The organism is Pseudomonas sp. NPDC090208 (assembly GCF_044746785.1).
Taxonomy (GTDB): domain Bacteria; phylum Pseudomonadota; class Gammaproteobacteria; order Pseudomonadales; family Pseudomonadaceae; genus Aquipseudomonas.
The window spans coordinates 402,416-425,357 of record NZ_JBIVCU010000004.1 but is presented as its reverse complement, the minus strand read 5'-3'; the positions used below and the strand labels follow the sequence as shown (position 1 = coordinate 425,357).

The 22,942-nt window shown below is 62.4% G+C and carries 23 protein-coding genes; 8 read left to right on the top strand and 15 right to left on the bottom strand.

Annotated features, from left to right (window positions below):
- The first annotated feature begins 10 nt into the window (after positions 1-10).
- A complete protein-coding gene (locus ACIPL0_RS10255) occupies positions 11-751 on the top strand; it encodes an S-methyl-5'-thioinosine phosphorylase (RefSeq protein WP_400599799.1) in 741 nt (246 codons plus the stop codon).
- A 12-nt stretch (positions 752-763) separates the two neighbouring features.
- On the opposite strand, the gene ACIPL0_RS10250 is transcribed toward ACIPL0_RS10255, so the two are convergent.
- Positions 764-1,417 (bottom strand): HAD-IA family hydrolase, encoded by a 654-nt coding sequence (locus ACIPL0_RS10250; protein WP_400599800.1) that lies wholly within the window; start codon positions 1,415-1,417, stop codon positions 764-766.
- Between the two features lie 167 nt (positions 1,418-1,584).
- Between ACIPL0_RS10250 and ACIPL0_RS10245 the strand changes: the two genes are divergently transcribed.
- On the top strand, positions 1,585-2,310 hold the full coding sequence (locus ACIPL0_RS10245) for a DUF533 domain-containing protein (protein WP_400599801.1): 726 nt from the start codon (positions 1,585-1,587) through the stop codon (positions 2,308-2,310).
- A 12-nt stretch (positions 2,311-2,322) separates the two neighbouring features.
- On the opposite strand, the gene ACIPL0_RS10240 is transcribed toward ACIPL0_RS10245, so the two are convergent.
- The 8 genes from ACIPL0_RS10240 to ACIPL0_RS10205 form a co-directional block, all read right to left on the bottom strand.
- Complete coding sequence (locus ACIPL0_RS10240) at positions 2,323-2,535, bottom strand: hypothetical protein (RefSeq protein ID WP_400599802.1); 213 nt, start codon at positions 2,533-2,535, stop codon at positions 2,323-2,325.
- An 88-nt stretch (positions 2,536-2,623) separates the two neighbouring features.
- The gene (locus tag ACIPL0_RS10235) at positions 2,624-3,097 is read right to left on the bottom strand and encodes a periplasmic heavy metal sensor (RefSeq protein ID WP_400599803.1); all 474 of its coding nucleotides are present in this window, start codon (positions 3,095-3,097) and stop codon (positions 2,624-2,626) included.
- Entirely contained in the window at positions 3,094-3,528 is a 435-nt protein-coding gene (locus ACIPL0_RS10230) for a hypothetical protein (protein ID WP_400599804.1), read from the bottom strand. Before ACIPL0_RS10230 ends, ACIPL0_RS10235 begins: the two co-directional genes overlap by 4 nt.
- Positions 3,525-4,106, bottom strand: a complete 582-nt coding sequence (locus ACIPL0_RS10225; protein WP_400599805.1) for an RNA polymerase sigma factor — start codon at positions 4,104-4,106, stop codon at positions 3,525-3,527. Before ACIPL0_RS10225 ends, ACIPL0_RS10230 begins: the two co-directional genes overlap by 4 nt.
- A 103-nt stretch (positions 4,107-4,209) precedes the next feature.
- Positions 4,210-4,530, bottom strand: a complete 321-nt coding sequence (locus ACIPL0_RS10220) for a YXWGXW repeat-containing protein (RefSeq protein WP_400599806.1) — start codon at positions 4,528-4,530, stop codon at positions 4,210-4,212.
- 344 nt (positions 4,531-4,874) lie between these two features.
- The gene (locus tag ACIPL0_RS10215) at positions 4,875-5,819 is read right to left on the bottom strand and encodes an ABC transporter substrate-binding protein (RefSeq protein WP_400599807.1); all 945 of its coding nucleotides are present in this window, start codon (positions 5,817-5,819) and stop codon (positions 4,875-4,877) included.
- Positions 5,820-6,133: 314 nt separating this feature from the next.
- Positions 6,134-6,358: a DUF6555 family protein gene (locus ACIPL0_RS10210; RefSeq protein ID WP_062382299.1), complete on the bottom strand. Its 225-nt coding sequence runs from the start codon at positions 6,356-6,358 to the stop codon at positions 6,134-6,136.
- 315 nt (positions 6,359-6,673) lie between these two features.
- The gene (locus ACIPL0_RS10205; RefSeq protein ID WP_400599808.1) at positions 6,674-7,816 is read right to left on the bottom strand and encodes an aldose epimerase family protein; all 1,143 of its coding nucleotides are present in this window, start codon (positions 7,814-7,816) and stop codon (positions 6,674-6,676) included.
- 269 nt (positions 7,817-8,085) lie between these two features.
- On the opposite strand from ACIPL0_RS10205, the gene ACIPL0_RS10200 reads away from it, so the two are divergent.
- The 5 genes from ACIPL0_RS10200 to araH all read left to right on the top strand — a co-directional run bounded on the left by ACIPL0_RS10200 (position 8,086) and on the right by araH (position 13,533).
- Positions 8,086-8,778: a FadR/GntR family transcriptional regulator gene (locus ACIPL0_RS10200; RefSeq protein ID WP_400599809.1), complete on the top strand. Its 693-nt coding sequence runs from the start codon at positions 8,086-8,088 to the stop codon at positions 8,776-8,778.
- Positions 8,779-8,838: 60 nt separating this feature from the next.
- Positions 8,839-9,717, top strand: a complete 879-nt coding sequence (locus ACIPL0_RS10195; RefSeq protein WP_400599810.1) for an SMP-30/gluconolactonase/LRE family protein — start codon at positions 8,839-8,841, stop codon at positions 9,715-9,717.
- 167 nt (positions 9,718-9,884) lie between these two features.
- Positions 9,885-10,889 carry a substrate-binding domain-containing protein gene (locus ACIPL0_RS10190; RefSeq protein WP_400731524.1) on the top strand — a complete coding sequence of 335 codons (1,005 nt, stop codon included), beginning with the start codon at positions 9,885-9,887 and terminating at the stop codon, positions 10,887-10,889.
- Positions 10,890-10,981: 92 nt separating this feature from the next.
- The gene (gene araG / locus ACIPL0_RS10185) at positions 10,982-12,523 is read left to right on the top strand and encodes an L-arabinose ABC transporter ATP-binding protein AraG (protein WP_400599812.1); all 1,542 of its coding nucleotides are present in this window, start codon (positions 10,982-10,984) and stop codon (positions 12,521-12,523) included.
- Positions 12,524-12,564: 41 nt separating this feature from the next.
- Positions 12,565-13,533 carry an L-arabinose ABC transporter permease AraH gene (gene araH / locus ACIPL0_RS10180; RefSeq protein WP_400599813.1) on the top strand — a complete coding sequence of 323 codons (969 nt, stop codon included), beginning with the start codon at positions 12,565-12,567 and terminating at the stop codon, positions 13,531-13,533.
- A gap of 991 nt (positions 13,534-14,524) precedes the next feature.
- Here the strand turns inward: araH and ACIPL0_RS10175 are convergent.
- The 6 genes from ACIPL0_RS10175 to ACIPL0_RS10150 all read right to left on the bottom strand — a co-directional run bounded on the left by ACIPL0_RS10175 (position 14,525) and on the right by ACIPL0_RS10150 (position 20,258).
- Positions 14,525-15,817 carry an amidase gene (locus ACIPL0_RS10175; RefSeq protein WP_400599814.1) on the bottom strand — a complete coding sequence of 431 codons (1,293 nt, stop codon included), beginning with the start codon at positions 15,815-15,817 and terminating at the stop codon, positions 14,525-14,527.
- Positions 15,818-15,896: 79 nt separating this feature from the next.
- Positions 15,897-16,364: a helix-turn-helix domain-containing protein gene (locus tag ACIPL0_RS10170; RefSeq protein WP_400599815.1), complete on the bottom strand. Its 468-nt coding sequence runs from the start codon at positions 16,362-16,364 to the stop codon at positions 15,897-15,899.
- A 364-nt stretch (positions 16,365-16,728) separates the two neighbouring features.
- Positions 16,729-17,340, bottom strand: a complete 612-nt coding sequence (locus ACIPL0_RS10165) for a membrane integrity-associated transporter subunit PqiC (protein WP_400599816.1) — start codon at positions 17,338-17,340, stop codon at positions 16,729-16,731.
- Positions 17,337-19,025: an intermembrane transport protein PqiB gene (locus ACIPL0_RS10160; RefSeq protein ID WP_400599817.1), complete on the bottom strand. Its 1,689-nt coding sequence runs from the start codon at positions 19,023-19,025 to the stop codon at positions 17,337-17,339. Before ACIPL0_RS10160 ends, ACIPL0_RS10165 begins: the two co-directional genes overlap by 4 nt.
- Positions 19,015-19,632 carry a paraquat-inducible protein A gene (locus ACIPL0_RS10155; protein WP_400599818.1) on the bottom strand — a complete coding sequence of 206 codons (618 nt, stop codon included), beginning with the start codon at positions 19,630-19,632 and terminating at the stop codon, positions 19,015-19,017. The genes ACIPL0_RS10160 and ACIPL0_RS10155 overlap by 11 nt, the downstream gene beginning before the upstream one ends.
- Positions 19,629-20,258 (bottom strand): paraquat-inducible protein A, encoded by a 630-nt coding sequence (locus ACIPL0_RS10150; protein ID WP_400599986.1) that lies wholly within the window; start codon positions 20,256-20,258, stop codon positions 19,629-19,631. The genes ACIPL0_RS10155 and ACIPL0_RS10150 overlap by 4 nt, the downstream gene beginning before the upstream one ends.
- A gap of 380 nt (positions 20,259-20,638) precedes the next feature.
- Here ACIPL0_RS10150 and ACIPL0_RS10145 point away from each other — a divergent pair, with 380 nt between their 5' ends.
- Positions 20,639-22,825, top strand: a complete 2,187-nt coding sequence (locus ACIPL0_RS10145; RefSeq protein ID WP_400599819.1) for a PQQ-dependent dehydrogenase, methanol/ethanol family — start codon at positions 20,639-20,641, stop codon at positions 22,823-22,825.
- Positions 22,826-22,942 lie beyond the last annotated feature (117 nt).

Here is a 22,942-nt window from a genome sequence, read left to right as displayed (position 1 = left end):
GGAGCTGACCATGGCGGTTTACGCAATTATCGGCGGTACCGGGCTGACGCAGCTGGAAGGTCTGACGATTCGTCAATCGCTGCCCATGAACACGCCCTATGGCGCACCCTCCGGCGACATCCAACTGGGCGAGTACGCCGGGCGCGAGGTGATGTTTCTCGCCCGTCATGGTCATCCCCACCGTTTCCCCCCGCACAAGGTCAACTACCGGGCCAATCTCTGGGCGTTGAAGCAGGCCGGTGCGCAGGCGATTCTGGCGGTGAACGCAGTGGGCGGGATTCATCCGGCCATGGGCACCGGTCATTTGTGTGTGCCTCACGATCTGGTGGATTACACCAGTGGTCGTGAGCACACCTTCTTCGCCGATGATCTGGAGCAGGTCACCCATATCGATTTCAGCCACCCGTACAGCGAGTCGCTGCGTGCGCAACTGATCGCGGCGCTGCAGGCGGAAGGTTTTGCCCACAGCGATTTCGGCGTATACGCCTGCACCCAGGGGCCGCGCCTGGAAACCGCGGCGGAGATCCTGCGTCTTGAGCGTGACGGCTGCGACATCGTTGGCATGACCGGCATGCCGGAGGCGGCGCTGGCTCGTGAGTTGGAGCTGGATTATGCCTGCCTGGCGCTGGTGGTGAATCCGGCGGCCGGAAAGTGCAGCACAGTGATCACCATGGCTGCCATCGAACAGGCGTTGCAGGCCGGTATCGGCACAGTCAAGGCCACGCTGGCGCGGGTATTGCGCGAAGCGTGACCCAGTGCCGTCTCAGCGTGCGTCGAGGCGCAGCGCGCCCTGTTGATCGACAGTGACCGTATAGGTGTCGTAACTCGCCAGTGTCGGGTGGCGGGTGTCCAGCGGGTGGCTGTGGGTGGTGGTGATTACCATGACGTGTGCACCGGCCGCTTCGGCAGCGGCGATGCCGGCCGGGGCATCTTCGAAGACCAGACAATCCCTGGCGTCCACGCCCAGACGTTGTGCGCCCAGCAAAAAGCAGTCAGGCGCCGGTTTGCCGTGGCTGACATCTTCGGCGGTGACCATGACCTCCGGCAGCGGCAGGCCTGCCGCCAGAATCCTGCGCTCGGCCAGAATGCGCGGCGCCGATGTCACTACGGCCCAGCGTGTCGGTGGTAGCGCCGCAAGAAAAGCTGCCGCGCCATCAATGGCCAGCACGCCTTCCACATCGTCTATTTCCGCCTGGGTGAGTGCTTCGGCTTCGCGTTCCGGGTCGACGCCGGGCAGGTTCAGGCGCCGCAGGGTGTCGATGCAGCGTACGCCATGGATGCTCGCCAGCAGTTCCGCAACGTTGACGCCCTTGCTCTGCGCCCATCGTGTCCAGACCCGTTCAGCCGCCGCTACCGAGTTGGTCAGGGTGCCGTCCATATCGAACAGAAATGCATCGAATGTCTGCCGTTGCAGCATGTCCTCGTTCCTTGAATGTGTGATGGCGGTCGATCCTAACACGGCATCCGCAGCCTGAAGCGCCCGTATTCAGGCGGCGGGCGTCAGCCGGACGGTCGTGGCGGCAAGGCCCGGCGGGACTATCGTTTGTTCGGGGAGGTTGTTTCTTAATGGATGAGGACAGCGTCATGAACACAAGTGATCTGCTTGAACAACTGTTGCGCGCGGGGCAGGGCTCCGCGTCCGCACAGGGTGCGAGTGCTGGAGGACAAGGTGGTCTGGGTGACTTGCTCGGCGGTCTGTTGGGCGGCGGTTCAGGCTCGGCGGGAGTTGGGCTCGGCGGCTTGTTGGGAGGCTTGCTCGGCGACGGACCGGGCAGTGCGCCCGGAAGTGGGCAAGCCCGCTCCGGTGGCTCCAATTACGCCATGCTGGCATCGTTGGGCATGATGGCGTATCAGGCTTTTCAAAGCTGGCAGCAACAACAGGCGTCGGTGTCACAAGAGCCGCCGCAGACCGTGGATCAGCTCTCAGGTGCCGAGGCCGAAGCCCATAGCCATGCGATTCTGCGGGCGTTGATCGCGGCGGCCAAGGCTGACGGCGGCATCGACGAGCAAGAGCGGCAGATGATCCGTACCGAGTTGGCGCGTCATGCCGACGATCCGCAGCTTAAGCAATGGCTGAACGATGAAGTGGCCAAGCCGCTGGACGCGCGTGAGGTTGCCTCGGCGGCGGAGAACGAAGCGGGTATCGCCGCCGAGATGTACCTGGCCAGCGTCATGCTGACAGGCGTTCCGGACGATGCCGAGCGCGGCTACCTGGATGAGCTGGCGGCTGCGCTGCAGCTTGACCCGCAATTGCAGGTGCAACTGGAGCAACAGGCCAAGGAGCAACAGGCCAAGGGACAATTGGCCTGATGCTGTCGTGTGTCAGTAGCGGCGCCAGTGTCCCGGAACCCACAACCACTGATTGCCGGCCCAGCGGTAATGGCCGGCCACCCACTGCGCACCGGGCGCTGGCATCACTGGCACCACTTCCACCGGTGGCGGCGGGCGGTGTGGGCGAGGGCGTTCAACGACGCAGCCGGAAACAGACAGAGTCACGGCGATGGCCAGCAGGGTGGCCTTGGCAAATTGCTGCATAAAAAGTCCTTGTCTCGACGCTCGATCGCCTGAAGGGCGATGAATACAAGGGTTAAACGCAGCACTTGAAACAATCCGTCGCGGCGACTCAGTCCTTTTGCAGCGAGCGGCCGAGTGCCGGGTGGCGCGCTGCCAGTGCCTGAGCCAGGGTTTTGCGTTCATCTACCGGCAGGCTGCCGGCGAATTCGGCCAGGGTCGCGTCGACCCGGCTGCGCAAGGTGATGTCGGCCGTGCGCGCACGGTCGAGGTCTGCATCCAGTGCCGAGCGGTCCAGCTCCGGCGCTTGCAGGCGTTGCAGTACGTCCTGGTGTGCCTGGCGGCTGGCGAGGATCAGTGGCTGATTTTCCTTGCGCGTCTCGCGCAGCATCTGTCGCAGTTGATGGCGGCGGGTGTCGGGTAACTGCGCCAATGCCTTGCCCAGTCCTGGCTGGATGACGGGGGCGGCTGGTGCTTTCTGGTTCGACCATTGGAACAGGCCGCCAGCGATGCCTCCGACCAGAAACACGTTGAGCAGCAATGATGCGACGAGGCCGGTTTTCAGGCGTGTGGGCGTGCGGCTCATGGTTGGTCCTCCTCGGCGTCGACGCCCAGTATCCATTCGATGTCGCCATGATCGAACACGCTCGGCAGGACCTCGGACGAGTCTGCCAGCGGCAGTTGCAGCGACATGACCAGCATGCCCGCCGCGATGCCGGCAAGGCCAGCACCCAGAAAGCCAAGCCGTGACCACCACTCGGCGTGACGTGACCACCACGATGGGCGAGGTTCAGCGAGCGCCGATGTGGCGATCCGGGTCTTCAGCAGCGGGTCGGCCAGCAGGGCCTGGTGCGAGTCCAGCCGACTGTCGAGCCAGCGCGCCTGATGCAGGGCGTCGAGCACGCAGGCGTCACCCCGCGCGATCAGTGTCTGCGCGCCGCTACGCTCGGCAGCAGGCCAGCGCCGCAGGTCGGCGCCATAGGCTTCGGCCAGATGAACGAAACGTTCGGGCGTCATCGCTTCTCCCTCCCTGAGCGGACCCTGTCGTCGGTGGCGGCAAGGTGGTTGCGTAAGTTGCGTCGAGCCCGCGCCAGCAGGCTTTCCAGTGCCTCGACACTGATCTGCATCAGTGCGGCGGCTTCGATGTTCGACAGGTCCTGATAGTACTGCAGCACGATCGCTTCGCGCTGGCGGTCCGGCAGGGCGGCCAGTGCCGCATCCATCTCCTTGCGTTGCGCTTCGGCCTGAAGCAGCGCTTCGGGCGGGGGTGCTTCATCGACGATGGTCAGGGCTTGCGAGCCATCGTCGAGGGCGAGGATCTTGCGCTTGCGCAGGCGATCACGGCACAGATTGAGTGTGACCTGGTGCAGCCAGGTGTCGAACCTGGCCGGACCGCTACGCCAGCTCGCGGCAATTTTCCAGATGCGCAGAAAGCTGTCCTGCGCCACGTCACGGGCTTCTTCGGCATCGCCCAGAAGGCGACCGGCCAGTGCCAGCAATCGCGGCAGCTTGCGTGTCACCATTTCCCTGACGGCGTCCGCTTCGTTGTTGCCGATGCGGGCCAGCAGCTCAAGGTCCGGATCAGTTTCTTTCAATCGGGTGGTACTCGGTCTGGTTACAGGTTGCCAGAGCCCTTTCGGCGCTGGCGGGGAAAGGCTGAAATATCCTGTAACTACAGACCACTTCCCCGCCATTGGTTCAGCGCACCCAACGACCTTCTATCCAGTACCAGTTCGGTCCGCGGGATTCCCAGTGTCCCGGTTGCCATTGGGCGTTACGACGGACCCGCTGCCAGTGGCCCGGCGCCCAGACATAACCGCGTCCATCCCAGCGCCAGTGGCCTCGGTCCCAGGCGTAGCCATGGCGCGGACCGGGCATCGGCTCCATGCGCATGGGCGGTGGCGCCTGGCGAATGATGACGTCGGCCTGCGCGAAGGTCGGTGTGCCCGCCAGCGCTGCGAGGGCCAAAGGGATGATCAAGGCATAGCGAATTTTCGCCAGAGATCGTGAGACGCTCATGACAACTCCTTCAAACCTGCACTCGATGGTGAGCGCAGTTGAAGGGTTAAACGGCGTGGGCAGAAATATCCGTCGCAGGAAAAGCAGATTTTTTATCGCTGTAATGCGATGGGCGCGCTACTTTTGAAAAGAGCCACCGCCCAACCGCGCAGAGCGATGAAGCGGTAGCCGGAATGCTTTGAAAGTCAACGCCATATCGTTGAAAAAGTTGTCCACGGAAAACGTGAATATCTCTGTGGATAACTGGCTGCATGCCAATAAATCCAAGGGCTGACCCAGAATGATCGTTTAATGATCAGTTTCGCCAATGGCGCTGATACAGCCCGCCAATCGTCAGAAAATGTTCAGTGAAACGCCCCGTTGAACGACGTATCGATCACGCTGCCGACGTCGAATGCCTTGGGCAGCGCACCGGTCTGCACGAGGAAATCGGCGGTGCCCTGATAGTCCGCTGCCGCGCTTTTGTCCACGGGACCGACGCTCATGTCGGCCTGGCCGATCCAGTGCCGTGACACCGCCTGATCCAGATTGGCCTTTTTCGCCCACAAGTCCGCGTAGGTTTCCTTGTTGGCCTGCACCCAGGCCCGCGCTTTCTGCAGGCGTGCGAGGAAATCGCTGATGGCGGCGCGTTTCGGCTCGATAGAGCGGGCGTTGGCGGCGATGCTAGACAAGCCCGGCATCAGGCCACGAGCCGTGATGATTGGCCGCGCCCCGGAAAACACCTGTTGTTGCGAGATGTAGGGTTCCCATACCGGGAAGGCGTCGATGCTGCCCTGTGGCAGTGCGGCGGCAGCGTCGATCGGCATGAGTTTGACGAACTCCACGTAATCCTTCGGCAGGCCGGCTTTCTCCAGCGCGCGCAAGGTCAATTGCTGGCTCCAGGCGCCGGGCCAGTAGGCGACTTTCTTGCCCTTGAGGTCTTCGATGGTCTTGGCGGGCGAGTCCTTCGGCACCAGCAGGGCGATGGTGTCGGGGTTCTGCCGCGAGACGCCGATCAGTTTCACCGGAGCGCCCTTGGCCGCCAGAAAGATAAACCCTGAATCCCCGAGAAAGCCCAGGTCCAATGCCCCGGCCTCAAGGCCTTCGGCAACCGGCGCGGCGGACTGGAAGTGCTTCCATTCAACGGTGTAAGGCGCGTCCTTGAGCACGCCGGATGCCTCCACCGAGGCGCGCACGTTGTAGTAGTTCTGGTCGCCCACGACGAGGGTGACGGGGTCGGCGGCATGCGCCATGGGGGTGATCAGGGCCAGCGCAGTCAGGCTGCGGCGAATGAAACGGGACAGGGTCATTGCGGGTTCTCGATGGGCATCGGTCCGGTGCTGTGCTGCCGACGCAGAGGTAGGGGCGCGCGGGTAAAGCCCGGGCGTAAAGTGAAGATTGCAGGGGATGTGCCAGCGGCCGTGGCGGTGCCGGTGTGGATGGCGAGAGCGTGTGGCGGAGCGTTGGACCGGCACCAGAGCGCCTGGTGTGAGGCGTGTGGCGGGGGTGTGTCGGTCAATGGCTCAAGCCGGTCTGTGCGAATGCCCGCAGATTGCGGATCTGCTGTTGGCTGGCGTGCAGTCGGGTGCGAGGCAGGGCTGCCGCGCACCGGGATGAATGTGAATCAGGACTCCGCCCACTCGACATCGGTCAGGCCCAGTTGCTCGGCCTTCGGCTTGCTGACCTTCGGCACTTTGTCCGAGCGGTATTTCGGTATCTGCCCGAAGCCGGCATCCACGGAAGCCCAATGCCAGGCGGATGCGTTGTCCATGGCTTCGGCGCTGATGTAGAAGCTCTTGTACTTGCCGTGAAGCAGGTAATCGATTCTGAAATGCTTGTACTGTGCCACTCTCGCGAACCTCCCTATCAGTCGCTGACATTTCAGTGAGTCGCGACGCTGCGGAAAATTCAGTCGAAATGCTCTATCCGGTGCCAGACGGTTGCAATTGGTACAGATGGAGGAAGCGTTGCGGGCAGATGAGGGCAAGTGGATGGGGCGGGTGATGCAGGCGTTGCTGGCAAGTCATGCAGACTGTTTTTGTGGGAGGGAGCCCTGCTCGCGAAAGCGTCTTTTCAGTCAACGCTGCAGTGTCTGAGCTGACGCATTCGCGAGCAGAGCTCCCTCCCACGGCCTTCGGCCAGAGCCAAAAGCCGTCGGCGCGGGTTACTTGCTCAGAAACTTGAACACCGTGGTCTGAGTGTAGGCCTTGCCCGGATCCAGTCGGGTGGACGGGAATTTCGGCTGGTTCGGCGAGTCCGGGTAGTGCTGGGTTTCCAGGGTGAAGGCGCCCCAGTGCGGGTAGATCTTGCCGCCCTTGCCCTTGACGGTGCCGTCCAGGAAGTTGCCGGTGTAGAGCTGCACGCCCGGCTCGCTGGTGAACAGTTGCAGGCGGCGCCCGGATTTCGGATCGACGATATCGGCGGCCAGTGCCGAAACCTTGCCCTTGGTGTCCAGCACCCAGTTATGGTCGTAGCCGCCCTGGGTCGCTTCGGCGAATTTCAGCTGCTGGTTGTCTTCGCGGATGCGCTTGCCGAACGCCACCGGCTTGAGGAAGTCGAACGGCGTGCCGGCCACGACGGGCAATTCGCCGGTGGGGATCAGTTTGACGTCGACCGGCGTGTAATGCGACGCCTTGACGATGGCGACCTGATCGAGAATGTCGCCATTACCCGCGCCGGCCAGGTTGAAATAGCTGTGGTTGGTCAGGTTCAGCACCGTCGGCTTGTCGGTGGTGGCGTGGTACTGGATGCGCAGCTCGTTCTTGTCGTTGAGGCTGTAGGTGACTTCGGTCTTCAGCGTACCGGGGAAGCCCATTTCACCGTCCGCCGACACGTAGGTCAGCTTGACTCCGACCGAATCCTTGCCCTTGACCGGCTCGGCTTTCCAGACCTGCTTGTCGAAACCCTTGGTGCCGCCGTGCAGGGCGTTGGTCTTGTCGTTCTGCGGCACCTGATAGGTCTTGCCGTCGAGTTTGAACTGACCATTCGCCAGGCGGTTGCCGAAGCGGCCGATGGTGGCGCCGAAGTAGGCAGTGCCTTTGAGGTAGCCATCCAGATCGTCGAAGCCGAGTACCACATCCTCGGCCTTGCCGTGTTTGTCCGGCACCAGCAGCGATTGCAGCGTGCCGCCATAGGTGATCACCGTGGCCTGCATGCCGAGGCTGTTGCGCAGGGTGTATTTCTCGACCTGAGTGCCGTCCGGCAGGGTGCCGAAAGCGCCGTGTTCACTGGAAAGGCCAGCGGCGTTCGCCTGAAGGGCGGCGGCCAACAGGGTCAGTCCTACAGCAGGGATAAGCGTTTTCCTCATTACGTCCTTCCTTTTGTTGTTATGGATGCAAAGGTTCCTGATGCTGATTTGGTCATACTATTTGAAGCGTTGAACTCGGTTTTGCTGATTAAGGCTGCGAAAATACTCGCCAAAAAAATAAATTGTAATACTATTTGGCGAAGATCTTCCTTGCAGTCACGCGCCGGACAGGTTTAGACCAGCTTTTTCGCCTTGTACAGGGGTTTGACGCGCAATCGTATGATCATTAGCCTCGATTTGCGGAAACGGCCGCAAAAAGGGGCGGATCAATGAGCAACAGTTTTCACGCGTCGACAGTGGACCGCCTGGGGGCGTGGATTGCTCAAGGCAATGTCACGCCGGGGCAGTCGCTGAAAGTCGAGGCGGCATTGGGTGAAGAGTTCGGCGTCAGTCGTACGGTGATCCGCGAAGCGATCAAGACCCTGGTGGCCAAAGGCATGCTGGAGGTCGGGCCGAAGGTCGGTACGCGGGTGCTGCCGGTGCGCAGCTGGAACCTGTTCGACCCGCAGGTGGTCGGCTGGCTGGCGGCCAAGGGGTTGCCGAAAAGCTTTGTGATGGATTTGCTGGATTTGCGTCGTGCCATCGAGCCGATGGCGGTGCGCTGGGCCTGTGAACGAGCGACCCCGCAACAGATCGCCGACATTCAGGCGGCGTATCTGGTGCTGGCGGCCAGCGTCGAGAACATGGGGGACTACAACCACGCCGACCAGTGTTTCCACGAGGCGGTACTGGCGGCCAGTCACAACCAGTTCATCGAGCAGATGCTGCCGGCGCTCGGCGCGTTGCTGGCGATCTCGTTCGAGGTGTCGTCGGCGGTGCCGGGCGAGCTGGGGCGGACCCTGCCGCTGCACAAGGATCTGGCCGATGCCATCGCGACGCGAGATGCGGCCCGTGGTGTGTGGGCCTGCATGAGTCTGATCGAAAACGCCTGCGAGGTGATTTCCCGCTCGCTGGTGTCGTAACTGCTGATGTCGTCAATGTGCCTGCGGGCCGAACAAGAATAACAACAGGAAAAACGCGAGATGAAATGGCTTCCGGTCTGTGACCAGCGTTTCAAACTGGCCGAAGGGCCGTTCTGGGATGACGCACAACACGCCCTGTACTGGGTCGATATCGCCGGGTTCTGCGCCCTGCGCTGGCAGCAGGGGCACCTGCGTCACTGGCAGTTCGACGAGCCGGTGTCGGCCATCATTCCTACCACCGAAGGTGACGCGCTGGTGACACTGGCCAGCGGTGTCTATCGCCTGGATCTGAATTCCCCTGCCGAGCGCCCGCAGTACAGCCTGTTCGTCGTGGCTGACACGGTGCCTGGCAACCGCGCCAACGAATCGCGCTGCGACAGCCAGGGCCGGCTGTGGCTGGGCAGCATGCAGAACAACCTCGATGCCGAAGGCGGTGACTTGCCGCTGGAGCGCCGCTCTGGCGGGTTGTTCCGGGTCGATGCCGACGCCACTGTCACGCCGCTGCTGGGCGGGCAGGGCATCGTCAACACGCTGCTGTGGGCCGACAACGATACCGCGGTGCTGACCGCCGACAGCCTCGACGGGGTGATTTACCGCTATCCGATTCAGCCAGACGGCGCCCTTGGCGAGCGCAGGATCTGGGCCGCGCAACATGCCCGCGGCGTGCCTGACGGTTCGGCGATGGACGCCGAGGGATATGTATGGAACGCCCGCTGGGGTGGTCATTGCATCATCCGCTTCGCCCCGGACGGCAGCGTTGACCGGATCGTCGAAGTGCCCGTGAGTCATCCCACCAGTTGTGTATTCGGTGGTCCGGACATGACCACGCTGTTTGTCACCAGTGCGCGTCCGGCCACGGACCCGCTGGCGCTGGACGGCGCTGTCATCCAGATCGAAACCGGTGTGGTCGGGCTGCCGTCGCAGCGCTTTGTCGGCTGATTTGATCGGGCCTTCGGGGGAGGTGTGACACTCGGTTACATAGGCTGCATTGATAATATGATATGACTGTTTTCAGTCGAGCGGCCGGAACGGTTTTCCCGTTTTGCGGCCGCCACGACACCCACTGCTGAACGCTGTAGCTAGTCAATAAAAATAAGGAGTTAGCTATGTTGAGTCGCCACGGGATCCGTTCCCTGTGCTGTGCTGCTGTTGCCACCGCCATCATGGGCATGGGCGCCGGTGTTTCCGCCGCCGACAAGGTCAAGATCGGTTTTCTGGTCAAGCAGGCTGAAGAGCCTTGGTTCCAGACCGAATGGGCCTTCGCCGAAAAAGCCGGCAAGGATCACGGCTTCGAAGTGATCAAGATCGCCGTGCCGGACGGTGAGAAAACCCTCTCCGCCATCGACAGCCTGGCCGCCAACGGCGCCAAGGGCTTCGTCATCTGCCCGCCTGATGTCTCGCTCGGCCCGTCGATCGTCGCCAAGGCCAAGGCCAACGACATGAAGGTCATGGCTGTCGACGACCGTTTCGTCGATGCCAAGGGCAAGTTCATGGAAGACGTGCCGTACCTGGGCATGGCGGCGTTCGAAGTCGGCCAGAAACAGGGCGCGGCAATGGCCACCGAAGCGCAGAACCGCAAGTGGGACTGGAAAGAAACCTACGCGATCATCAACACCTACAACGAGCTGGACACCGGCAAGAAGCGCACCGACGGTTCGGTGGACGCGCTGAAGAAAGCCGGCCTGCCTGAAGACCACACCCTCTTCACCCCGCAGAAAACCCTCGACGTACCGGGCAGCATGGACGCCACCAACGCGGCCCTGCCTAAACTGCCTTCCGGCGCCAAGAACCTCATCGTCGGTGGCATGAACGACAACACCGTGCTCGGCGGTGTGCGTGCCACTGCAGGTGCCGGTTTCGCGCCTGCCAACGTGATCGGCATCGGCATCAACGGCACCGACGCCATCGACGAATTGAAGAAGAAGGAAAGCGGCTTTTTCGGCTCGATGCTGCCTAGCCCGGACAAAGAGGGCTACAACACCGCCCTGCAAATGTACGAGTGGGTCACCACCGGCAAGGAACCACCGAAATACACCGCCATGGACGACGTGACCCTGATCACTCGCGCCAACTTCCAGGACGTGCTGACCAAGATCGGTCTGTGGAAATAACGCGGCTTCTGCACAGGCACGCCTGAACGACAGGCGGATATCTGCAAGACCTCGTCCCGTGCTGCCAGGCCGGGGCGAGGCGGAGGTGGTTCATGCAACACGCATCGGTTGAGCAACACGACGTTTCCCCTGCGCGGCAGGGCGGCAGTCTGCGTTTCAACGGGATCGGCAAGACCTTTCCCGGCGTGAAAGCGCTGTCGGACATCAATTTCGAAGCCCGCGCCGGCAGTGTCCATGCACTGATGGGCGAAAACGGCGCAGGCAAATCGACGCTGCTGAAGATTCTCGGCGGCTCGTATCAGCCCAACAGCGGCGATCTGCAGATCGGCGAGCAGCATCTGGCGTTCAAATCGACGGCCGACAGCATCGCTGCCGGGGTCGCGGTGATTCACCAGGAGCTGCATCTGGTCCCGGAAATGTCGGTGGCAGAAAATCTGCTGCTCGGCCACATGCCCAATCGCTGGGGCATGGTCAACCGCCGGGCGATGGTCCGTCGGGCCCGTGAGCTGCTCAAGGGGCTGGCCGACGAAATCGACCCGAACACCCGTCTGGGCGATCTTTCGCTGGGGCAGCGGCAACTGGTGGAAATCGCCAAGGCGATGTCACGCAACGCTCACGTCATCGCCTTCGACGAACCCACCAGCAGCCTGTCGGCGCGGGAGATCGACCGCCTGATGGCGATCATCGTCAAACTGCGCGACGAAGGCCGGGTGATTCTGTACGTGTCGCACCGCATGGAAGAAATCTTCCGGGTGTGCGACGCCGTGACCGTGTTCAAGGACGGCCGCTTCGTGCGCACCTTCGACGACATGGCCGAGCTGGACCACGACCGGCTGGTGACCTGCATGGTCGGTCGCGACATCCAGGACATCTACAACTACCGTCCCCGCGAGAAGCACGGCCCGAGCCTGCGTGTCACCGGGCTGTTGGGGCCGGGTTTGCAAGAGCCGGTCAGTTTCGCGGTGGAGAAGGGCGAAGTGCTGGGCTTCTTCGGTCTGGTCGGCGCCGGTCGTACCGAGCTGTTCCGCCTGCTGTCCGGGCTCGCCCGGCGTCAGGCCGGCACCCTGCAACTGGACGGTGCACCGCTGGAACTGAAGTCGCCGCGCGACGCGATTTCCGCCGGGATTCTGTTGTGCCCGGAAGACCGCAAGAAAGAAGGCATCGTGCCGCTGTCCAGCGTCGCCGAGAACATCAACATCGGTGCGCGTCCCCGTCACGTACACATGGGCTGCCTGATTCAAGGCCGCTGGGAGCGTGACAACGCCAAGCACCAGATTCGCTCGATGAACGTGAAAACCCCTTCGCCGGAGCAACAGATCATGTTCCTGTCCGGCGGCAATCAGCAGAAGGCCATTCTCGGCCGCTGGCTGTCGATGCCGATGAAGGTGCTGTTGCTGGACGAGCCAACGCGTGGCATCGACATCGGCGCCAAATCGGAGATCTACCAGATCATCCACAACCTGGCCGCCGACGGCATCGCGGTGATCGTCGTGTCCAGCGACCTGATGGAAGTCATGGGCATTTCCGACCGCATTCTGGTCATGAGCGAAGGCGCCATCACCGGCGAGCTGTCCCGCGATGAGGCCAATGAACAACGCTTGTTGCAATTGGCACTGCCGCGTACCCGCGGCTGAACACACTGGCTGAAAACGTGAAAAATAAAAACGAGGTGCGTATGTCTACCGAAACCAGCCTGACGGCGGCTCCCCGCCAGGGCATGAACATGCGTCGATTCGTCGACGACTGGGCCATGTTGCTCGCCGCATTGGGCATCTTCGTGCTCTGTGCCCTGTTGATCGACAACTTCATGTCGCCGCTGAACATGCGCGGCCTGGGGCTGGCGATTTCCACGGTCGGCATCGCCGCCTGCACCATGCTGTACTGCCTGGCGTCGGGGCATTTCGACCTGTCGGTCGGTTCGGTGCTGGCCTGCTCCGGGGTGATCGCCGGTATCGTCATCCGTGACACCGACAGCGTCTTTCTGGGTGTTTCCGCTGCGTTGGCCATGGGCCTGCTGGTGGGGCTGATCAACGGTATCGTCATTGCCAAGCTGCGTATCAATGCGTTGATCACCACCCTGGCGACCATGCAGATCGTGCGCGGTCTGGCCTACATCTTCTCCAATGGCAAGGCGGTCGGTGTCGGTGACGAGGCGTTCTTCGTGTTCGGCAACGGCCAGCTGTTTGGCGTGCCGGTGCCGATCCTGATCACCATCGTCTGCTTCGTGTTCTTCGGCTGGCTGCTGAACTACACCACCTACGGTCGCAACACGCTGGCCATCGGCGGTAACCAGGAAGCGGCGTTGCTGGCGGGTGTGCATGTCGACCGGACCAAGATCATCATCTTCGCCGTGCACGGCCTGATCGGTGCACTGGCCGGTGTGGTGCTGGCGTCGCGGATGACGTCGGGCCAGCCGATGATCGGCCAGGGCTTCGAGCTGACGGTGATTTCGGCTTGCGTGCTGGGTGGTGTGTCGCTCAGCGGCGGTATTGGCATGATCCGTCATGTCATCGCCGGTGTGTTGATTCTGGCGATCATCGAGAATGCGATGAACCTGAAGAATATCGACACGTTCTACCAGTACGTCATTCGCGGCACGATTCTGTTGCTGGCGGTGATCATTGACCGGTTGAAGCGGCGCTGAAGCCAGCGCTTGCGTAGCAGCATGGCTTGCCAGCGGCGGCGTCTTCGAGATCGCTGACGTCGGCAAGCCGGACTGCTACAGGTGGTTTGCGCTGTATCTGTAGGAGCTGGCTTGCCCTGCGACCGGCTGTAGGAGCGCGCTTGCCCGCGATCGGCGACGAAGTCGTCGTAAAACCCGTGCATGCGGTTTGTCTGGTCTGACGCTGTAGCTGCTAACGCAGCCTGTTTCGCCTGGCGGCGAGTTACTTGGAAAAGCCCCCCTCTCTGTTTCAAGAGGCAGCCAAGGGCTTTCTACCCCGCCATACGGTGCCTCGCTAATGCTCGGCATACCCTCACTCCGGCAATGCTCCGTGGGCACGCCGCGAATGGGCCATCCATGGCCCACGCGGCTCTCGCGACATCCTGTCGCTCGACCCACTGCGCATCGCCTGCGTTTGGCCTTCTGGGACGGGGCCCCAAGATCAAAAGCCAAAGCCAGATCAAAAGCCGGCAAACCCACACTCCCTGTGGGAGCGGGCTCGCCCGCGAAGGTGTCCTCAAGATCGCTATCGCCGGCAAGCCGGACTGCTACGGAGCGATGTATGCCACCTGCTTTTTTGATTCTGGCCGAAGGCCGTGGGAGGGATCGGAGTTTGCGAGGGTCGCGAATGCGGTTTGTCAGGCAAATCACATGGGTCCGGATACGCCCTGTCCCTCGTAGCCTCGGCTCCCTCCCGCGTGGGTTGGCTTTTTTCCGGCAAGTTTGCTGGTATGCCAGGTCCAACAAGCACCACGCATCCGTGGGAGGGTGCTCTGCTCGCGACGGCGTCCGGTCAGGCAATGCTGTGTTGGCTGAGTAACCGCATTCGCGAGCAGGGCTCCCCCCCCACAGGTTTTGCGGTGTCCGGTCTAGTTCGGTATGACACCCTTCCCCCGTAGCAGTCCAGCTTGCCGGCGGCAGCGATTCCAGAAGCGCCGCGCCAGCAAGTGGAATGCTCAGAAACGCCCCCGGCTCAATCGCGCAAACGCTGTTCGATCCAGTGGCAGAACCCCAGCATCTGCGTATCACTGTGCATCGGTCCGATCAGTTGGATACCCAGCGGTAGCCCTTGTGGGCCGACGCCGACTGGCAGGTTCAGGCTTGGCCAGCCGAGCAGGCTCCAGACCCTTGAAAACAGCGGGTCGCCCGTGCGCTCCAGACCGTGTTCGGCTTCGCCGCAGGCGCTGGGGGTCAGTAGCAGGTCGTAATCGCTAAAGCCACGTCCCAGTTGGTGCCGGGCCGAGGCCAGTTGCACGCGATGTTGCAGGCTCTGTTCGTAGCTGACAGTGCCGCCGCGCTGCAGCATGGTCTTCAGGCGCTCGCTGAGTCGATCCCGGTGATTCAGGCGCTCTTCCGCCAGCGCCTTGTACGCTTCGGCGCTCATCAGTTCGTCGTGCACCTCGGTCAAGGTGGCAACCGGCCCGGGCAGGGTGACGTCGATAATCTGCACACCTGCCTTGATCAGCCGTTGCACCACCGTTTCGAATGCGTGCTGCGCAGCGGCACTGGCCTTGTCCCACCAGGGTGTGCGGCACACGCCGATTCTGGGTGTGTGATTCTCGGGCAGTTGCCGCCACGCCGGGGCATTGGCCATCACCGAGGTGAGCAGGGCAACATCTTCGACACTGCGGCCAAAGCCGCCCACGGTGTCCAGCGACTCGCTGAGGCTCTTGATCCCCGCGCGAGGGATCAGGCCGAAGCTCGGTTTGAAGCCGACGATGCCGCAGTACGCTGCCGGACGGATCACCGACGCCGCCGTTTGCGTGCCCAGGGCCAGTGGCACCATGTGCGCGCCCACGGCCGCTGCCGAACCGCTGGAAGAACCGCCGGGGGTGTGCGCCGGGTTGTGTGGGTTGCGGGTCGGACCAGGGGTGAAGGTGGCGAATTCGGTGGTGACGGTCTTGCCCAGCACAATGGCGCCGGCCTCGCGACACAACGCGACAGCAGCGGCATCGTGGCCCGGGCGGTGTCGTTCATAGATCGGCGAGCCGTAACCGGAGGCAAAGTCGTGGGTGTCGAACAGGTCCTTCACGCCCAGTGGCAGGCCATGCAGCGGGCCACGCACAGGTCCGTTGTCCAGTGCTCGGGCCTGTTCGAGGGCATGGGCAGGGTTGAATTCGCGCCAGGCCAGCACCTCGGGCTCACGTTCCTGAATCCGTTCAAGGCATGAACCGAGCAAGGTCTGTGCAGTCAGTTCGCGTCGTTGCAACAGCCGCGCGGCGGCGCTGGCGGTCAGCAGGCTGGGGTCTTTCTCGGAGAGGGCCACGGCAATGTCCGGATCTTGTTATGGGGACGTAAATCATGCCGCAGCATTCAGGCGGGTGTATATCGTCTTGCAGTTATGCTCACGCCAGTTTCGAGGTCACGAAAATCAACCGCACCGAAGCCTGTGCCAAGGATTGCGCCTCAACGCGAATGCTGTCGAGTTCGTTCTTGACCTGCTGGTCTTCGGTGTCACTGACGCAGGCGTCGATCAATATCGAGATCTGGTATAGCGCATCGATCAAACCGTGCAGGTTGCGGTGCAATTGATGGGTGACCTTGCCCAGATGTTCGGTCAGCGCATGCTGCTGAGCCGCGGTTTCGACAGAGACGGTCGGGTCGATCACTTGGTTGAACTTGCCGGTCAGCACGAAGGTGATGTCGACCCCGGCCTCGGCGATGCGCAGCAGGTAGTCGGCCTTGGGAGAGCGCGCCCCACTTTCGTAGTTGCCCTGTGCGTTGGTTTCCACGCCACCCAGGCTGCCCAGCGCGCTCTGCGATAATTTAAGGCGGTTGCGCTCCTGCCTCAGCCGTAGACCAATCCCTATCATGGTATTTCTCCTCCTTGCTTTCGGTGGTGCAGATGCTCAATCCGGCTCGACAGCATTTGAATAAATGTGGCCCTGTCTATACCGGTTTATTGGTCAAACGCATAAACCTGTACAAGGTATGTGCTCACTGGCAGTCAAATTTGTAGCGCGCGGTGTGGATCCTATCTTGAATTCGATTGAATTGTGGCTGTATTCAAACGGCTGTGTAGGACTTTTCGCAAACAAGCGTATGACTGACGTTAAATTTTGGCTGTACAACGCAATTTTTTTGTATAGCTTTTTGCCATCCGTGTGCAAGTAACGGATAGATAAAGTGGACGCCACCACAATGACGGGCGCCCGCTTCGGGAGAGTTGAGGCGAGGTCAGGACGGGCAGCGAGATGATGGCTGGCGAACCCATTCGCCCGCAGTACGGGCGATGCTGTCCGCCAGGCTGGAAACGGCTTTTTGATGGGCCAGCACCAGATTCTCCATGCCCATGCCTGCCGGTTGGCGAATCACGCTGCTGCAGGTCAGTGACTGGCGTTTGCCGGTGTTGCCGCGCACGCTGAGGTTCCACACCACATCGATCAGTGCGTACTGACCGAGCACTGATTCGAAGCGGCGGACGTCGGTGCGGATCGACAGCACCGGTTGATCGCTCTGCTTGGGCAGGCCCGCCAGATCGCGAGAGCCGAAGCGGCGTTCCAGCTGGCCGGTCAGCGCGTCGTGAAACTCGTCGCCCAACGGCGCGCCCCAGCGTTCGTTTTCCAGAATTGCCAGGCTACCGTCGCCCTGGCGCACCACCAGCGGCGGCTGGTCGACCTGTACCGGCATCAGCACCGATTGCATCTCGAACTGGAACGGCGCCTCGCTGGTCGCAGATGGGCTCTGGGTCGGCGGGGCGATCAGGGTGTAATAGTGGGTCTGCGGCGACGCGCAGGCGCCCAGGCCCAGCGCGCAGGCCAGGGCCAGCAGGTGATTACGCACGGTCATTGCACAGGCTCCGGAGCAATTTCACGGGAAGAAGATGAACCTTTGTACGAACCCGGCGCGGCATCGCCGGAGCGACCCCGGATCAGCGATTCAGGGTGACGGCTGAGGAAGTCGGTCAGCACCCGTACCGAACGGGCGGTGCGCTGCACTTCTTCCATGGCCTGGCCCAGTTGCTGGCGGGCCGGCGAATCGTCCGACAGCGTCTCGTTGGCACTGCCCAGGGTTTTCTGCGCCTGCTGCAGGGTGCCGCGCATCTGCGGCAATACCTCGCCGTTGACGGTTTTCATGGTTTTCTGCAGTTCCATCAGGCTGCCATTGAGGTTGTTGGCCAGCTCGTCGATGGGGATCTTGCCGAGCTTGTCGACGAACGCCTGCAACTGTTCCTGCAGCTTGTCGAAGCTGCCGCCGATGGTCGGGATTTCCAGCGGCCGCGCCTTGGCGTTATAGGTGACTTTCGGTGCCTTGGGGTCGAAATCCATCGCGATGTACAACTGGCCGGTGAGCAGGTTGCCGTTGCGAATCTGCGCGCGCAGGCCTTTTTCCACAAAGCGGCTGAGGATGCGCGAGGTCTGTTCTTCTTCATCGCCCTCGATGCCGCCGATCTGCTCCCTGAGCTTGTCGTCAGCGGCGCCCAGGCGCTTCGGATAGATCACTGCGCCGACCACACCGGGGAACGTACCGGTGGCCGAGTCGTAATCGAGGTCCACCGAGACCACCCGGCCGATGGTGACGCCGAGGAAGTCCACCGGGGCGTTGACCACCAACCCGCGCAGCGACTGATTGAAACGCATGCGAATGTATTTCGGGTCGCCGTCCGGTGGCGCCAGCGCAGTGGCCTGGTCTTCGAACAGCTTGAACTGGGCGTTGCTGTCCGCCGCTTTGGCGTCAGGGCTGTACTTGGGTTCGCGGAAGGCGATGCCGCCGGAGATGATCGATGTCAGCGATTGCGTGGACACTTTCAGTCCGGCCGCGCCGAGGGTCACGTCGACGCCGCTGGCATTCCAGAAACGGGTGTCGGTGAGGACGAATTGGTCGTTGGGCGAGTTGACGAAAATCTCGACGTTGACGCCTTTACCGTCCTTGGCCAGTTCGTAGGCCACCACCTGACCGACCTGGATGCGGCGGAAGTACACCGGTGAGCCGATGTCCAGCGAGCCGAGGTCGTCGGTTTGCAGGATGAAGCGCTTGCCCTTGTCGCCATAGGTGACGGGGGGCGGGGTTTCCAGGCCGGTGAAATTCTTTTCGGTGTGCTCGGAGCTGCCGGCGTCGGCACTGATGAACGCGCCGGAAAGCAGGGTGTCGACCCCGGACACGCCGTGGGCGCCGATGCGCGGCCGCACCACCCAGTACTGCGTGTCGGCGCGGGTGAACGGTGTGGCCGACTGGTTCAGCTCGATGGTCGCCAGAATGTGCGTGCGGTCTTCGCTCAGCTCGATGTCGGTGACCATGCCGATCACCACGTTCTTGTACTTGACCTGGGTTTTCTTCGCTTCCAGACCTTCGGCGGTGAGGAAGCTGACCACCACTTTGGGACCGACGTTGAGGAAGTCATGGATGACCATCGACAGGCCGATCAGGCCGGCCACGATCGGCACCAGCCAGACCAGCGAAACGCGGGCCTTGCGTGCCTTGACCTGCGGTCGTGTCGGCGCCGGGGCCGACGGGGGTAGGGTGTTATCTGACATCTTCAACCTCTGCGTCCCAGATAAGCCGGGGATCGAAACTCATGGCGGCGAACATCGTCATCACCACCACCAAACCAAAGAACAGGATGCCCAGTCGCGGCTCGATGGTGCTCAAGCCGCGAAACTGGACCAGCGCCGCGACCAGCGCGACCACCAGTACGTCGAGCATCGACCAGTAGCCGATCAGCTCGATGAAACGGTACAACTTCGAGCGCTCGCGCATGGCCCACTGGCTGCGACGCTGGCAGGTCACCAGCAGCATGCCGAGGACCAGAAACTTGATGCACGGCACCAGCACGCTGGCGATGAAAATCAGGATGGCGATGTCCCACGAGCCATGCTCGGCGAACTCGATGACGCCGCTCATGATGGTGTTTTCGCTCTGGCTGCCCAGCAGCGTGGTGAACATTACCGGCAGCACGTTTGCCGGTATGTAGAAGATCAGCCCGGCGATCAGGAACGCCCAGGTGCGCACCAGGCTGTTGGGCTTTCTTGCATGCACCGGCGACTCGCAGCGCGGGCATTCGTCGGCGTCGAGCGCGCAGACCTGGCCGCAGACATGGCAGAGGGTGACGTTGTGCTCGCGGGCGAAGGGAATGTCGTTCATTCGGCGCCCACTCCCAGTTCATCCCACAGGCGGCGGATGTCCTTGCCGGCAATCAGCACGATCAGCACCATCAGCATGGCCATCGCCCACAGGCCGACGCCGGGGTGGACATCGAGCATGCCGGCCAGCTTGATGATCGCCACCAGAATGCCCAGCAGACAGACTTCGAGCATGCTCCACGGGCGCAGGTGTTCGAGGGTGCGCATGCAGGTCTTGAAGCCCGGCGCGATCTCGCCGCGGTGGGCGTGGGCCAGGACCCAGAACAGCAGGGCGATCTGCAGCGCCGGGGCGAGGATGATCGCCAGCCCCGCCACCAGGGCAATGAATGTGATCTGGCCCTGGGCCAGCGCCTCCACCGAGCCCCACAGCGTCACCGAGTTGTGCAGGCCCTGCATGCTGATGCTGATGACGGGGAAGACGTTGGCAAAGATGAACAGAATTCCCGCCGCCACGCTCAGGGCCAGCAGTTGTTCGATGCTCAGGCGATGGCCGCGGTCGAGCACGGCGGCGCAGCGCAGGCAATAGGCTCCCTCGCCCTTGTTCAGGGTTGGAGCTTCGTAGAGCGAGTCGCAATGCTCGCAGATGATCCACTTGGGATCGGCTTGAAGCGGTGAACGGTCGGTCATCGGAGCCGGGTCATTGAAGGAGTGGACAGGTTGACGCTGGATTGCCGCTGGCGGGTCACGGTTGCGGGCGTGGACGGCGGCACGCAACGGCTTTGCCTGAGTCATTGACCACATTGCCAGCATCCGGTTCGCCACTGCTCAAGCAGTATGGGAAACAAGCCGGGCAAAAGCACGTCCTGCCGTTGCCGGACGTCCGCAATGGTTGTAGCGGCTGTTGCTGAAAACGCGACAAGTGTAGCGCGACAGCGTCCCTTCGGACTGTCGGGCAAACGACATAAGTGGCTGAAAAACATAGGCTTGTCTGCCGTGGCACAGCGCTTGCTCTCCCGCTTGCAGCCGGGGCACACACGTTCCCGGTTCTAATAAGAACGGAGAGCCTCATGAACCGACCTGGCCCGCTTCCCTGTCTTCCTCGCACTTGTTCCGTTGCACCTACCGTGCTGCTGGCCGCCGCCATCGCACTGGGCATCGCTGCGCCGACCTCGCTTTTCGCCGCCGAAAAACCTGCCGCCGTGGATGGCGCGCGCATCAGCGCCGCCGATCAGGAGCCCGGCAACTGGATGAGCCACGGGCGCACCTATGACGAACAGCGCTTCAGCCCGCTGAAGAAAATCAACGACGGCAACGTCGGCGGACTGAGCCTGGCCTGGACCTACAAGCTGGACATCGACCGTGGCGTCGAAGCCACTCCCATCGTGGTCGACGGCGTAATGTACACCACCGGGCCGTTTTCCGTGGTCTACGCGCTGGATGCACGCAACGGCAAACTGCTGTGGAAGTACGACCCGCACTCCGACCGCAGCCGCGCCGGTGAAGCCTGTTGCGATGCGGTCAACCGTGGCGTGGCGGTGTGGGGCGGCAAGGTCTTTGTCGGCGTGCTCGATGGTCGTCTTGAAGCCATCGACGCCAAGAGCGGGCAGAAGGTCTGGTCGGTCGACACCCGCACCGACCCCAACCGCAGCATCACCATCACCGGAGCACCACGGGTGGTGAAAGGCAAGGTGATCATCGGCAACGGCGGCGCCGAATATGGCGTGCGTGGCTACATCACCGCCTATGACGCCAACACCGGCAAGCAGGACTGGCGTTTCTTCACTGTGCCGGGCGACCCGAAACTGCCGCCGGAAAACAAGGCCATGGAGATCGCCAGCAAGACCTGGTACGGCGACAAGTTCGTCGAACAGGGCGGCGGCGGTACGGTCTGGGACTCGATGTCTTACGACCCGAAACTCAATCTGCTGTACATCGGCGTCGGCAACGCCTCGTCGTGGAACCCGCGTCTGCGCTCCGAGGGCAAGGGCGACAACCTGTTCCTGTCGTCCATCGTCGCCATCAACCCGGACAACGGCGAATACGTCTGGCACTACCAGACCACCCCCGGCGACGCCTGGGACTTCACCGCCACTGCGCACATCATGCTGGCGGACCTGCCGATCAACGGCAAAGTGCGTCAGGTGCTGATGCAGTCGCCGAAGAACGGCTTCTTCTACGTGATCGACCGCAAGACCGGCGAGCTGCTGTCGGCCAAGAACATCGTGCCGATCAACTGGGCCACCGGGGTCGACATGAAGACCGGTCGGCCCATCGTCGACGAGAAAGCCGCCGTGTACTGGCGCGACCCGGAGAAAAAGGCGCTGCGGGTGCAGCCTGCATTCTGGGGCGCCCACGACTGGCAGCCGATGTCCTACAACCCGCAGACCGGTCTGGTGTACATCCCGGCGCACATCATGTCGGCGCTGTATCAGGACGTCGACGGCCAGCCGCCGCGCAAGAAGTTCAAGAGCATGTACCAGTTGCAGGTCAACACCGGGATGATGCCGGAAGACCCCGACGGCCTGCGTAAGCTGGCCGACACCTGGACCGGCAAGCTGATCGCCTGGGACCCGCTCAAACAGGAAGCGCGCTGGGAAGTGCCGTACTCGACGATCTTCAACGGCGGCACCTTGAGCACGGCCGGCAACCTGCTTTTTGAAGGCACGGCGGACGGCCGGGTGGTCGCCTATTCGGCGGACAAGGGCAAGGTGCTGTGGGAGCAACCGGCAAACACCGGGGTGATGGCAGGGCCGGTCACCTACGAGGTCGACGGCGAACAGTACGTGACCTTCATGGCCGGCTGGGGCGGGGCGTTTTCTACTTTTGCCGGGGCGCTGTCGTTGCGTGCCGGGGTCAAGCCCAATGCCCAGGTGCTGACCTACAAGCTCGGCGGCACGGCGAAGCTGCCTGACCTGAAATACAAATACGCCGACCGCAGGGTTGACCCGCCGGCCTTCACCGGCACCACCGAGCAGGTCGACAAGGGCCGCGCACTGTTCAACGGCCACTGCGACACCTGCCACGGCATCAACGCCATCAGCGGCGGCGTGCTGCCGGACCTGCGCATGCTCAGCAAGGAAAACCACCAGATGTTCCTCGGCATCGTCTACGGCGGCCGGGTCAATGACGGCATGCCGTCGTTCGCCGACGAGCTCAAGCCGGATGAAGTGGAGCTGGTGCACCAGTACATCATCAAACGGGCCAACGACCTGAAGAAGGAAATGGCCTCGGCCAAGACCGCAGCCGCCCAGTAAGAGGATCAATCGGCTCGTTCCGTGATTCCTGTAGGAGCTGGCTTGTCCTGCGACCGGCGGGGAACCCGTCGTAAATTCTGCAAATGCGGTCTGCCTGACACACCGCATTCTCTGATT